Source organism: Janthinobacterium sp. P210005 (assembly GCF_036231865.1).
Classification (GTDB): Bacteria; Pseudomonadota; Gammaproteobacteria; order Burkholderiales; family Burkholderiaceae_D; genus Janthinobacterium; species Janthinobacterium kumbetense.
The window spans coordinates 1-13439 of sequence record NZ_JAZARC010000003.1 but is presented as its reverse complement, the minus strand read 5'-3'; the positions used below and the strand labels follow the sequence as shown (position 1 = coordinate 13439).

General features: G+C 63.7%; 10 protein-coding genes. All 10 read left to right on the top strand.

From position 1 onward, the window contains the following. Nucleotides 1-3: 3 nt before the first annotated feature. Complete coding sequence (locus VPH40_RS13700) at nucleotides 4-327, top strand: thioredoxin family protein (protein WP_099666576.1); 324 nt, start codon at nucleotides 4-6, stop codon at nucleotides 325-327. A 507-nt stretch (nucleotides 328-834) separates the two neighbouring features. Then, nucleotides 835-2121 (top strand): MFS transporter, encoded by a 1287-nt coding sequence (locus VPH40_RS13695; protein WP_099376599.1) that lies wholly within the window; start codon nucleotides 835-837, stop codon nucleotides 2119-2121. A 244-nt stretch (nucleotides 2122-2365) separates the two neighbouring features. Then, entirely contained in the window at nucleotides 2366-3385 is a 1020-nt protein-coding gene (locus VPH40_RS13690) for an ABC transporter substrate-binding protein (protein ID WP_251350317.1), read from the top strand. 83 nt (nucleotides 3386-3468) lie between these two features. Continuing rightward, nucleotides 3469-5643 (top strand): ABC transporter permease, encoded by a 2175-nt coding sequence (locus VPH40_RS13685; protein WP_328573691.1) that lies wholly within the window; start codon nucleotides 3469-3471, stop codon nucleotides 5641-5643. Continuing rightward, entirely contained in the window at nucleotides 5640-6725 is a 1086-nt protein-coding gene (locus VPH40_RS13680; protein WP_305057468.1) for an ABC transporter ATP-binding protein, read from the top strand. Before VPH40_RS13685 ends, VPH40_RS13680 begins: the two co-directional genes overlap by 4 nt. Next, a complete protein-coding gene (locus VPH40_RS13675; protein WP_251350320.1) occupies nucleotides 6722-7555 on the top strand; it encodes an inositol monophosphatase family protein in 834 nt (277 codons plus the stop codon). The genes VPH40_RS13680 and VPH40_RS13675 overlap by 4 nt, the downstream gene beginning before the upstream one ends. A 111-nt stretch (nucleotides 7556-7666) precedes the next feature. Continuing rightward, nucleotides 7667-8776, top strand: coding sequence for a porin (locus tag VPH40_RS13670; protein ID WP_328573690.1), 1110 nt, complete (start codon nucleotides 7667-7669; stop codon nucleotides 8774-8776). A gap of 70 nt (nucleotides 8777-8846) precedes the next feature. After that, a complete protein-coding gene (iolG, locus tag VPH40_RS13665; protein WP_328573689.1) occupies nucleotides 8847-9836 on the top strand; it encodes an inositol 2-dehydrogenase in 990 nt (329 codons plus the stop codon). Nucleotides 9837-9848: 12 nt separating this feature from the next. After that, nucleotides 9849-11795 (top strand): bifunctional 5-dehydro-2-deoxygluconokinase/5-dehydro-2-deoxyphosphogluconate aldolase, encoded by a 1947-nt coding sequence (locus VPH40_RS13660; protein ID WP_328573688.1) that lies wholly within the window; start codon nucleotides 9849-9851, stop codon nucleotides 11793-11795. Then, nucleotides 11792-13439 (top strand): 3D-(3,5/4)-trihydroxycyclohexane-1,2-dione acylhydrolase (decyclizing) (gene iolD, locus VPH40_RS13655; protein WP_328573687.1); only part of this gene is annotated, 1648 nt, incomplete at its 3' end. The genes VPH40_RS13660 and iolD, both read left to right, overlap by 4 nt.

Sequence of the window (13439 nt, the reverse complement as noted above, 5' to 3'; positions counted from 1 at the left end):
GGCATGATGAATGACACGTATGCTGTGGCGCAACCTACGCGGGCCGGGATCGACGCCCTGGCAGGGCCGGCCCTGCTGGAATTCGGCACGGGCTGGTGCGGCCACTGCCGCGCCACCCAGGCGCCGCTGGCCGCCGCCTTTGCGCAGCACCCCGAGGTGCCGCACCTGCGCGTGGAAGACGGCCCCGGCCGCGCCCTGGGACGCTCGTTCCGGGTGAAACTGTGGCCGACCTTGATTTTCCTCAAGGATGGCCAGGAAGTGGCGCGCCTCGTGCGCCCGCTCGACAGCGCGGAGATCGCCAAGGCGTTCGCCCTGATCGACGCGTAGGCGGTTTCCATCATTTCTTGCCGCACTGCACCACTGCGCGTATCATAAGCCGCTTACAGCAAGATCAACCGCATCCTTCGTGATGCAGGCGCGATCATCGCCGGCCCGCTCCACCCGGAGGGGCCGCAGGCAAGGATTCACCACAAATGACCGATGCCGCGATGCCGACGCGCGGGTCTGGTACGGAATGCCTGGCGATACGCCGGGCCTGATACACGTCGCCCATCCCCTGACGCCTTTCCTGCCGTGCCCCGGGTAACCGGATGGCGCACGACCGTTGTTTCTCTAAATCAGCACTGATCACGGCGCGTTAGCGCGCGTTGCCGGCAGTTCGCTACGGCAACTAAAACCGTTGTTTTTTGTTTGCAAATTTAATAGCAAATGCGCAGCAAATGCATGCACGCAAGGCTATGATATGCGAACGACACGGAGACAACGTGCTGTGCTGCTGCCTGAAAAAACATCCAGAGAATGGCCTTTAGACACCCTCCCCAAGGAGCGCAGTAAATGAGCACCCCCCCCAAGAAAAATTCCCCCGGCACGGTGCTGTTCGCCAGCCTGATCGGCACCACCATCGAGTTCTTTGACTTTTATATCTACGCCACCGCCGCCGTGCTGGTGTTCCCGAAACTGTTCTTCCCCGCCGGCGACCCGTCGGCCGCCGTGCTGCAGTCGCTGGCCACGTTCGCCATCGCCTTCTTCGCCCGTCCCATCGGTTCGGCCGTGTTCGGCCACTTCGGCGACCGCATCGGCCGCAAGGCCACCCTCGTAGCCGCCTTGCTGACCATGGGTATCTCCACCGTCATCATCGGCTTGCTGCCGACGTATGCCGCCATCGGCACCCTGGCGCCGCTGCTGCTGGCGCTGTGCCGTTTCGGCCAAGGTCTGGGTCTGGGCGGCGAGTGGGGCGGCGCGGTGCTGCTGGCCACGGAAAATGCGCCACCGGGCAAACGCGCCTGGTACGGCATGTTCCCGCAGCTGGGCGCGCCGATCGGCTTCTTCCTGTCGGGCGGCATCTTCCTGCTGCTGAGCGAAACCATGACCGATGAGCAATTCTTCAGCTACGGCTGGCGCATCCCGTTCCTCGCCAGCGCGCTGCTGGTCATCGTCGGCCTGTACGTGCGTCTGAAGATCACGGAAACGCCGGACTTCCAGAAAGTCATCGACAAGAACGAGGTCGTCAAACTTCCCGTCGCGACCGTGTTCCGCCAGCATGGCCGCATGCTGTTCCTGGGTACCATCATCGCCCTGGCCACCTTCGTGCTGTTCTACCTGATGACGGTGTTCGCGCTGAGCTGGGGTACGACCAAACTGGGCTTCACGCGCAAGGAATTCCTCGTCGTGCAGCTGTTTGCCGTGCTGTTCTTTGCCCTGACGATTCCATTCTCGGCCGTGCTGGCCGACCGCCGCGGCCGCCGCGCCACCCTGATCTGGGTCTCCGTCGCCATCGCCATCTTCGGCCTGGTGCTCGCGCCCATGTTCGGTTCGGGCGTGACGTGGGAAGTGACGGTCTTCATGGCTGTCGGCCTGGGTCTGATGGGCATGACCTACGGACCGCTGGGCACGATGTTGTCCGAACTGTTCCCGCCCGAAGTGCGCTACACGGGCGCGTCGCTGACGTTCAACCTGGCCGGCATCCTGGGCGCCTCGCTGGCGCCGTACATCGCCACCTGGCTGGCCACGAACTATGGCTTGCAGTACGTGGGCTATTACCTGTCGCTGGCAGCCGTGCTGACCCTGGGCGCGCTGCTGATGGTGGGCAAGCCACGCGAGGGCAAGGAAGCCTGGCAGTAACACCCCTCTGACCCCACCGGTCCCGAAAGCCGCCAGCTGCAACGCTGGCGGCTTTTTTGTCGGTAAAACACCACGCCGCACGCCTGCCGAGATTCTTGTTGACAGTCAAAATCGGCTGGTGGTAAGGTATGCACACGTGTGCAATGCAGTGCAAGTCTTGAAAAAGCACATCCCTGGACAGTGACACCGCAAGATAGCGGTGCGGTCTGAAGTACCACAACGACAACAAACTTGGAGTGAGACGATGAAGATGCGCAATGTTGCGATTGCTATAAGCCTGGCCCTGCCGATGACGGCCATGGCCGCCGAGGAACGCCTGTCCGTGCTGTGTTCAGCCGACATGGAGTGGTGCCAGCTGATGAAGAACCGCTTCGAGGCGGAAAGCAAGATCAAGGTATCGATGATCAGGAAAAGCGCCGGCGAGGCCTATGCGAAGATCCGCGCCGAAGCGTCGAACCCGAAATCGGACATCTGGTGGGGCGGCACGGGCGACCCGCACCTGCAAGCGGCCGCCGAAGGCTATACGGAAGAATACAAGTCGCCCACCCTGCCCAAGCTGCAGCCGTGGGCGCTCAAGCAGGCCGAGACGGCCAAGTACCGCACCGTCGGCATCTACATCGGCATCCTGGGCCTGGCCTACAACGAAAACGTGCTGAAGAAGAAAAACCTACCGCCGCCGCAATGCTGGAAAGACCTCGTCAAGCCCGCCTACAAGGGCGAGATCGAGATGGCCAACCCGAACTCCTCGGGCGCCGCCTACAACGCGCTGGCCACCGTGGTGCAGCTGTTCGGCGAAGAGGAAGCCTTCGATTTCCTGGCGAAAATGGGGCAGAACGTCAGCAAGTATCCGAACGCGGGCGTGGCGCCCGGCGAGGACGTGGGCCGTGGCGAAGCGGGCGTGGCCATCGGTTTCATGCATGACCTGATGAAACTCACCGTGGCCGGCTTTCCCGTGAAAGTCTTGCCGCCCTGCGAAGGCACGGGTTACGAGATCGGCTCGATGAGCATCGTCAAGGGCGCGAAAAACATGGAACAGGCAAAGAAATTCTATGAATTCGCCCTGCGTCCGGACGTGCAGAGCGAAGCCGTGAAGGCGCTGGCGTTCCAGATCCCGTCCAACACGGCCGCCACCATTCCCGCCGCCTCGCCCCGCCTGGAAAACATCAAGACCATCAACTACGACTTCGCCAAGTATGGCGCCTCGGACACGCGCAAGCGTTTGCTGCAACGCTGGACGACACAGATTTATTCGGCCGGCAATTAAGGCGTAAAGACTGTCATCGTACCGAACCTGCCGCATGCCGCAATGGCCATGCCGGCGGGTCTACTTAGCTGGATAGAGACCTCATGAAAAAGATATTTTACGGCTGGCTGCTGGCCGCCCTGGCAGCGTTGTGCCTGTTGCCATGGCAGCAACAGGAAGCGGGATTGTTTGCCGGCGAATGGTTGCGCGACGGCCAGTTCTTCAGTGACCGTGGCGCACCGGCCGTGCTGCACCTGCTGTCGTTCGGCGCCTGGCCGCTGGGCGTGTTCTTCGCCCTGATCGCCGCCAGCGCCGCCCTGGTAGCCGGCAATCCTCACCGCAAGACCCTGGGCCTGGGCCAGATCGCCATCGGCGGCGCCGGCATGCTGTGGCTGGCATGGCTGGGCTGGGGGCCACTGGCCGCCAGCACGGGCCTGGGCTTCGGCGCGCTGCTGCTGGCGCTGTGCCTGCTGTTCCTCCTCACCTCGGGCGCGGCCGCCTGTGGCGTGTGCCGCGGCGACGCCTTCGTGGCCGGCGCCATCGGCCTCATCATTTGCCTGATCTCCCTGTTCGTGCTGTTCCCCGTCGCGCTGATCCTCGTCAGCGCCGGCCAGCCCATGGACGATGGCGGCACGGGCGCCGCCGCTCTGGCGCGCCGCCTGGCGGACCCCGGCATCTGGAGCCTCAATTGCGTGTCCGGTCCCGGCCGCTGCGGCGTGGCCTGGAATACCCTGGCGCTGGCGCTGCTGACGGGCGTGTCGGCCACCTTCCTCGGTCTCGTGTTCGCCCTCTTGGTGACGCGCACCAATGGCCGCTGGGTACGCCCGATGCGCGCCATTACGATACTCCCCATCGTCACGCCGCCCTTCGTGCTGGGCCTGGCCCTGATCTTGCTGTTCGGCCGTAACGGCGCCATCACGGGCCTCGTCGGCGACCTGTTTGGTATCGAGCAGAGCCGCTGGCTGTACGGCATGACGGGCGTGTGGCTGTCGCAGATGCTGGCCTTTGCGCCGATTGCCTTCATGACATTAATTGGTGTGGTGGAAGGCGTCAGCCCCTCGCTGGAAGAAGCGTCGGGCACCCTGGGCGCCAGCAGCTGGCAAACCTTCGTCAAGGTGTCGCTGCCCTTGATGCGTCCCGGCATCGCCAATGCCTTTTTGCTGTGCTTTATCGAAAGCATGGCCGACTTCGGCAACCCGATGGTGCTGGGCGGCAACTTCCACGTGCTGTCGACGGAAATCTTCTTTTCCGTGGTGGGCGCCTCGAACGACCAGGGCCGGGCCGCCACCCTGGCCATCGTGCTGCTGACCTTTGCCGTGGGCGCCTTCTTCATCCAGAACTTGTGGCTGGGCAAGAAATCGTATGTGACGGTGACGGGCAAGGCCGACCACGGCGGCCACGCCTCGCTCAACCCGCGCCTGAAAACCATGCTGTGGACCATCGCCCTGCCATGGTTCGCCTTCACGGCCCTGATCTATGGCACGGTGGTGGCGGGCGGCTTCGTGAATAACTGGGGCCAGGACAATGCCTTCACCTTGCGCCATTACATCGACGCTTTCGGCATCACGGCGGGCGCTTCCGGCTGGCACTGGACGGGCCAGGCCTGGCCGTCGCTGTTCACCACCTTGACGATTTCGGCCATCGCCGCGCCCTTGACGGCCTTTGTCGGCATCCTCTCGGCCTGGCTGCTGGTGCGCCAGCAATTCGCCCTGAAAAGCGCGTTCGAGTTCGGCACCATGCTCAGCTTTGCCATTCCCGGCACCGTCATCGGCATCAGCTACATCCTGGCGTTCAACTCGGCGCCCATCGAGTTGACGGGCACGGCGACGATTTTGATCCTGTGCTTTGTCTTCCGCAACATGCCGATGGGCTTGCGTACGGGCATCGCCGCCATGCGCCAGCTCGACGGCAGCCTGGACGAGGCCTCGATCACCCTGGGCGCCAGCAGCTGGACCACCATGCGCAAGGTCATCCTGCCGCTGTTGCGCCCGGCCATCGCCTCGGCCCTCGTGTATGGCTTCGTGCGTTCGATCACGTCGATCTCGGCCGTCGTCTTCCTCGTCAGCGCCGATTACGACATGGCCACGTCCTACATCATCGGCCTGGTGTCGAACGGCAACTATGGCACGGCCATCGCCTACGCCACGGTCTTGATCGTCGTCATCCTGCTGTGCATCCAATTGATCCATTTGCTGGTCGGCAAGCGCCGCCTTCGCCGCGTCAGCGCCGAAAAAACGCTGCCGGCCGTCGTTCCCAACCTGGAAAAGAGCTACGCATGAACCACTTTACTACCCATGAAACCGAGATTGCCGCGCTGGAATTCGACGGCGTTACCAAGCGCTACGGCAAGGCGCTGGCCGTGAACGATGTGTCGTTCACGATCGCGCCGCGCACCATGGTCACCCTGCTGGGCCCCAGCGGTTGCGGCAAGACCTCGACCCTGCGCTTGATCGCCGGCCTGGAACGCGTCAGCGCCGGGCGCATCCTGCTGGCTGGCGAGGACGTCACCTTGACCTCGGCCGCCGAGCGCGACGTCAGCATGGTGTTCCAGTCCTATGCCTTGTTTCCGCACATGACGGTGCTCGACAACGTGTGCTACGGCCTCATCGTGTCCGGTGAAACCAAGCCGCGCGCCGTGGAACGGGCGCAGGAAAGCTTGCGCCTGGTGGGCCTGGCCGACTTTGCCGCGCGCTTCCCGAACGAGTTGTCGGGCGGCCAGCAGCAGCGCGTGGCCGTGGCCCGTTCGCTGGTGCTGCAGCCCAAGGTGCTGCTGCTGGACGAACCGCTGTCGAACCTCGACACGAAACTGCGCCGCCGCGTGCGCGACGAGATCCGCGACATCCAGGTCAAGCTGGGCTTGACGGCCGTGTATGTCACGCATGACCAGGAAGAGGCGCTGGCCATTTCCGACCAGATCATCGTGATGAACCGGCAAGTGATCGCGCAAAAGGGCACGCCGCACGAGCTGTTCGAATCGCCGGCCGACAAATTCGTCGCCGACTTCATCTGTAACGCGAACATCGTCGATGGCGTGATCGAAGCGGTGGCCGACGGCAAGGCCACCTGCGTCATGGGCAAGTTGCGGCTGCGTCTGCCATGCCGCAGCCAGCGCAGCGGCGAAGCGAGTTTCGCCGTGCGTCCGGAAGCGATCCTGCTGTCGCCCGCGCAGCCCGACAGCGCCATGGTGGTGCGCGTGGCACGCGCCACCTACCTGGGGCGCGAAATGCAATACACGCTCGACACGCCGGTCGGCGAACTGTTTGCCGTCTCGCACGACTTGAGCCAGGTTTTCACGCAAGGCACATCGGTCGCCATGACCGTACACGAACATGGCGCAGCCATCATTGGAGGACAAGCATGACAGATATGACACAGGCAGCGGTACTGGCCGACGCGGCCACCCTGGAGCGCTATGCCTACGCCCGGCACATCATCCGCCAGGCCGGCGAGATTGCGCTGGGCATGTTTCACCGCCGCACGGAACTCGTGATCGAGGAAAAGGGCTTGCAGGACATGGTCAGTATCGCCGATCGCATGGTGGAAGACTATGTGCGTGCGCAAATCGCCGCGCGTTTTCCTGACGACGCCGTGGTGGGCGAGGAGCGGGGCGGCGGGGCGTCGGACGCGCGCTGCGTGTGGGTCATCGATCCCATCGACGGCACGGCCTGCTTCGTCAACGGCATGCTGGCCTGGTGCGTGTCGATCGGCGTGCTGGTCGACGGCAAGCCGGCCATCGGCGCCGTGTACGACCCGAATGCGGACGAGCTGTTCCACGCCTGCCAGGGGCAGGGCGCCTACGTGGCAGCGAAGGCCGGCGAAACGCGGCTGCGCGTCAACGACGTGGTCAGCCTGCAGGGCGGCGTGCTGGGCGTGGGCTTTTCGCACCGCGTGGGCACCGACACCTTTTTACCGTTCCTGCTCGATGTGCTGGAAGAGGGCGGCATGTTCATCCGCAACGGTTCCGGCGCGCTGATGATCGCCTATGTGGCGGCCGGGCGCCTGATCGGTTATTTCGAGCCGCACATCAATTCCTGGGATTGCCTGGCCGGTATCGTGCTCGTCAACGAGGCGGGCGGGCGCTGCAATGATTTCCTGGCCGATAACGGCCTGGAAAAGGGCAATCCCATCCTGGTGGGCGGCCCCCGCCTGTATCCGCAACTGGCGGCGCTGGCCTTGCCGCGCTGTGCCTGAGCACATTTTATTGAAAGGGAGGACAGGCGTCCGGCGAGGGACGCGCGGAGTGGCAACACACTGTTGAGCATCATGAGTAATCCACCACCATAAAAACAAGCAGGAGACAAAATGAAAAACGGGATGAAAAACGAGATGAACACCATGCAGTTGAACAAGATCGCCGCCGTATTCTTGCTGGCCGTGCCAGGCTGCGTGCTGGCCGAATCGAGCGTCGTCGTGTACGGCCGCATCCATGCGGGCTTCGACCGTATCGAAACGTCAAGCTCGGCCACGGCGCCGAATGGCGAATCCATTTCTCGCGTATCGGACAATTCCTCGAAGATCGGCTTCCGGGGAAGGGAAGACTTGGGCAATGGCAACACGGCCTTCTTCCAGATCGAGGGCAATGCCAAGCTGGACGATGGAACGGGCGCCATCAATAGCAAGGATACCTTTGTCGGGCTGGAAAACCCCGCCTATGGCCGTATCGCGCTGGGCCGCTTCGCTACGCCGATTCGCCAGATCAACGGCTACACCAACCGTTTCGTGGGCGAAGGCATCCAGGATGACGCCAACATCTCCCAGCTGGGCGGAGAAGGCTTCAACCGCCGCAGTTCGAACGCCGTCAGCTACCGCACGCCCGTGCTGCAAGGCTTCAGCGCCACGATTTACCGCGCCAGCGAAAACGAGGCGTCGAACGGCGACCGCATCTATTCGGGCATCGTGCAATACGTGAACGGCCCCATCAAGGGCGCCGTCGGCTATGAAAAGCACAAGGACTTGCGTCCCGGCTTCAGCGAAAAGATGTTCCGCGCCGTGGGCAATTACAACTTCGGCGGCGGCGGCGACGTGGGCGTGGCCTGGAACCGCATGGTGTATGACGTGGCCGGCGGCGACTTGCAGCGCGACTACTTCACCATCACGGGCGCCTACAAGGCGGGCGGCGGTTCCTTCATCGGCAGGTTCGGCGTGGCAGGCGACGTGTCCGGCAGCGCGCCCAACGGCAGCAGCGTGACCATCAAGGCGACCACCCTGGTGCGCGGCGACGACAGCGGCGCCAAGCAGGCCACCCTGGGCTACGAGTATTACCTGTCCAAGCGCAGCACCGTCTACGCCTACTATACGCAAACGAATAACGACAGGAACGCCAACTACACGTTTGGCGGCAATGCCTTCGCCGCCACCAAGAAGGGTGCCAAGCTCAGCGGTGTGATGCTGGGCGTCATCCACCTGTTTTAACCTTTTTTGCCCGAAAATGCACACGTGTGCATTTTCGGGCAGCATTATCCCGACTATCAAGGAGATGGAAATGATTCAAGTGGCATTGTTCGGCGCCGGGCGCATCGGCCGCATTCACGCCGGCAATCTGGTGCGCCAGCCTGGCGTGCGCCTGAAATACGTGGTCGACGTGCATGCGGGCGCGGCGGCGGAAGTGGCGGCCCTGCATGGCGCCAGCGTCGCCAGCGTGGAAGCGGTGCTGGCCGACCCTGAAGTCAAGGCCGTGCTGATCGCGTCGAGCACGGATACGCATGCGGACCTGATCGTGCGCGCAGCGGCCGCCGGCAAGGCCATCTTTTGCGAAAAACCCATCGACCTGACGCTGGAGCGTGCGCGCGCCGCCGCCGTTGCCGTCAAGGATGCTGGCGTGCTGTGCATGATCGGTTTCCAGCGCCGCTACGACCCCACGTTTGCCGCCGTCAGGCAGCGCATCGCAGCGGGCGAGATCGGCGCGCCGGAGTTGCTCATCGTCACCAGCCGCGATCCCGGCCCACCGCCCGTCAGCTATATCCAGGTATCGGGCGGCATCTTCAAGGATATGCTGATCCACGATTTCGACATTTTCCGCTGGATACTCGACGATGAAGCCGTCAGCGTGCACGCCACGGGCAGCTGCCTCGTCGACCCGGCCATCGGCGAGGCCGGCGACCTGGACACGGCCGTCGTCACCATCCGCACGGCCAAGGGACGTTTGTGCCAGATCAATGCCTCGCGCCGCGCCGCCTACGGCTATGACCAGCGTTTTGAGGTGCTGGGCAGCGCCGGCATGCTGCAGGCAGGCAACCACAAGCCGACGGAAGTGACGGCCTATGGCTCAGTGAACGTCAGCGTCGACAAGCCGGAAGACTTTTTCCTGGAACGCTACCGCGCCGCCTACGCCAGCGAAATGGCGCACTTTTTCGACGCCTTTGCCCATGGCGCGCCCTTGCGCACCACCGTCCATGATGGCTTGAAGGCACTGGAACTGGCCGAGGCGGCCACCGTGTCATGGCGCGAACAGCGCATCGTGCAATTGTCATAAGGAATGCATGTGATGAAGAATACGACTGAATTTTCCCAGAGCCGCGCGCTGGACGTGATCTGCCTGGGCCGCCTGGCGGTGGACCTGTACGCGCAGCAGATCGGCAGCACCCTGGAAGACGCGACCAGTTTCGCCAAGTACCTGGGCGGCTCGTCGGCGAATATCGCCTTCGGCACGGCCCGCCTGGGCTTGAAGTCCGCCATGCTGTCGAAAGTGGGCGACGACCACATGGGGCGTTTCTTGACGGACACCTTGGCGAAAGAGGGTTGCGACGTCAGCCATGTCGGCATCGACCACGACCGCCTGACGGCCCTCGTCATGCTGGGCATCAAGGATAAAAACACCTTTCCCCTGATTTTCTACCGTGAAAACTGCGCCGACATGGCCATCGAGCCATCCGCCGTCGACGCCGCCTTTATCGCTTCCAGCAAGGCGCTGTTGATCACCGGCACGCATTTTTCGACGGCTACGATGCACGCCGTCAGCACGCAGGCCCTGAAATTGGCGCGCGCCAACAACGTGCGCACCGTGCTCGACATCGATTACCGGCCCGTGCTGTGGGGTTTATCGGGCAAGGCGGATGGCGAAACGCGTTTCGTTTCGAACGACGGCGTGACGCGCCACCTGCAGGCGATCTTGCCGCAGTTCGACTTGATCGTCGGCACGGAAGAGGAATTCATGATTGCCGGCGGCGGCGCCGACATCATGGCCAGTTTGCGCGCCGTGCGGGCCGTGAGCGGTGCCACGCTGGTCGTCAAGCGGGGGCCGCTGGGCTGCGCCGTCATCGACGCGGCCATTCCTGCCAGCCTCGATGCGGCCTTCAACTATCAGGGCGTGCGCGTCGAAGTGCTGAACGTGCTGGGCGCGGGCGACGCGTTTCTCTCGGGATTCCTGAAAGGCTGGCTGCGCGGCGAGGATTACGAGGCGTGCTGCCGCTATGCAAATGGCTGCGGCGCCCTGGTCGTGTCGCGCCACGGTTGCGCGCCGGCCATGCCGTCGCCCATCGAGCTCGACTATTTCCTCGCCAATGCGGCGAAACTGACGCAACCGGACCAGGACGCCACCTTGTCGCGCCTGCACCGCACGACGGTGGCGCGCCCGCAGTGGGACGAGCTGTGCGTGTTCGCGTTTGATCATCGCACGCAATTCTTTGATCTGGCGCAACAGGGCGTTAGTGATGAAGCGCGGATTTCAACGCTGAAGCAACTGTTTGTGCAAGCCGTGGGCCAGACGGAAGCAGCGCGTGGCTTGCAGGGCGGCACGGGCGTGCTGATCGATGACCGCTATGGCGTCGATGCGCTCAACGATGCGACCGGGCGCGGCTGGTGGATCGGCCGTCCTGTCGAGATGCCGGGATCGAACCCGCTGCAGTTCGACTGGGGCCGCTCGCTGGCGTCGCGCCTGACGCAGTGGCCCAAGGAACACGTGATCAAGTGCCTGGTGCAGTTGCACCCGGACGATACGCCGGAAAACCGTCTGGAGCAGGAAGCGCAGATCAAGGGCTTGTACGACGCGGCGCAAATCACGGGCCATGAGTTGCTGCTGGAAATTATTCCTGCGAAGTCCTTGCCGCAGCACGACGACACGGTCTTGCGCGCCGTCAAGCGCTTGTACAACCTGGGCATTTACCCGGAATGGTGGAAGCTGGAAAGCATGTCAGCCCAGCAATGGCAAGCCATCGATGCCCTCGTGCACGAGCGCGATCCGTATTGCCGTGGCGTCGTCCTGCTGGGCTTGAACGCGCCGATCGCCGCCCTGGCCGCCAGTTTTGAACAAGCCAGTGCCAGCACGACGTGCCGCGGCTTCATGGTGGGACGCACCATCTTCCAGGAGCCGAGCCGCCGCTGGCTGGCGGGCGAACTCGACGATGCGGGCTTGATCTCCGCCGTGCGCGCCAACTTCGAGCAGCTCATTGCCCTGTGGCAGCGTACGCGCAACCGCCTGGAGCGTGCAGCATGAGCGCCACGATCAGATTGACCATGGCCCAGGCTTTAGTCCGCTACCTGGGTGCCTTGCGCACGGAAGAGGGCGATGGTTCCTTGATCCCCCTGTTCGGCGGCGCCTTCGCCATCTTTGGCCACGGTAACGTGGCGGGCCTGGGCGAGGCGCTGTACCAATATCGGGAGAGTTTCCCCACGTACCGCGCCCACAATGAGCAGGCGATGGCGCACTCGGCCATTGCGTATGCGAAAGCCCACATGCGCCGGCGCATGCTGGCCGTCACCAGTTCCATCGGCCCCGGCGCCACCAATTTGCTGACGGCCGCCGCGCTGGCCCACGTGAATCGCTTGCCGGTCTTGCTGTTGCCCGGCGACGTGTTCGTCTCGCGCGCGCCGGACCCCGTATTGCAGCAGCTGGAAGATGCCGGCGACGGCAGCGTGTCGGTGAATGACGCTTTTAAACCTTTATCACGCTATTTCGACCGCATCGTGTATCCGGAGCAATTGCTGACGGCCTTGCCGCGTGCCATTGCCGCCTTGACGGACCCGGCCGCCTGCGGTCCCGTCACGTTATCTCTGCCGCAAGACGTGCAGACGATGGCGTATGACTATCCGGCCGACTTTTTCGAGCCGCGCACCGTGCGTTTCCGCGCTGTGCCGCCTGTGGAGCAGGAACTGGAAGAGGCGGCCGCCTTGCTGAGCAACGCGAAACAGCCGCTGATCGTGGCCGGCGGCGGCGTGCTGTACGGCCAGGCCGGCGTCGCCTTGCAGGCGTTTGCCGAGCGCCACGGCATCCCCGTGGCGGAAACCCAGGCCGGCAAGAGCGCCTTGCCGTGGGACCATCCGCTGCAGCTGGGCGCCATCGGCGTCACCGGCTCGCCCGCAGCGAATGCCCTGGCAGCGCAGGCGGACGTGGTGCTGGCCGTGGGCACGCGCTTGCAGGATTTTACGACGGGATCGAACTCCCTGTTTGCGCAAGCGCAACTGGTCAGCCTGAACGTCAACGCTTTCGATGCGCTGAAACGCCGTGGCCTGGGCGTGCAGGCGGACGCGACACTTGGCTTGCAGGGCTTGTCGCGGTACTTGCCTAACTGGAATAGCGCAGGCCAATGGCTGGACCGCGCGCAGCAGGCTGGGAACGCATGGCGCGATACCATCCTGGCCATTACTGGCCAGCGCGAGGTGGACGGCTTGCCGTATGACGGCGAAGTCATCGGCGCCGTGCAGCGCTCTTCACCGGACTCGACCAGCCGCGACATCGTCGTTTGCGCGGCGGGGACGCTGCCGGCCGAACTGCATAAACTGTGGCGCACCAGCACGCCCGGCGGCTACCACATGGAATACGGCTATTCGTGCATGGGCTATGAAATCGCCGGCGGCCTGGGCGTCAAGATGGCGAAACCGGATGCCGAGGTTGTCGTCATGGTGGGCGACGGCAGTTATTTGATGATGAATTCGGAAATCGCCACCTCCGTCATGCTGGACAAAAAACTCATCATCGTCGTGCTCGACAACCGGGGTTACGGCTGCATCAACCGATTGCAGCAGGCGTGCGGCAACGCGTCATTCAACAATATGTTGCCCGACAGCGCACCCGCCATCGACTTCGCCCTGCATGCGCAAGCGCTGGGCGCGCTGTCCGAACACGTGGCCAACATTGCCG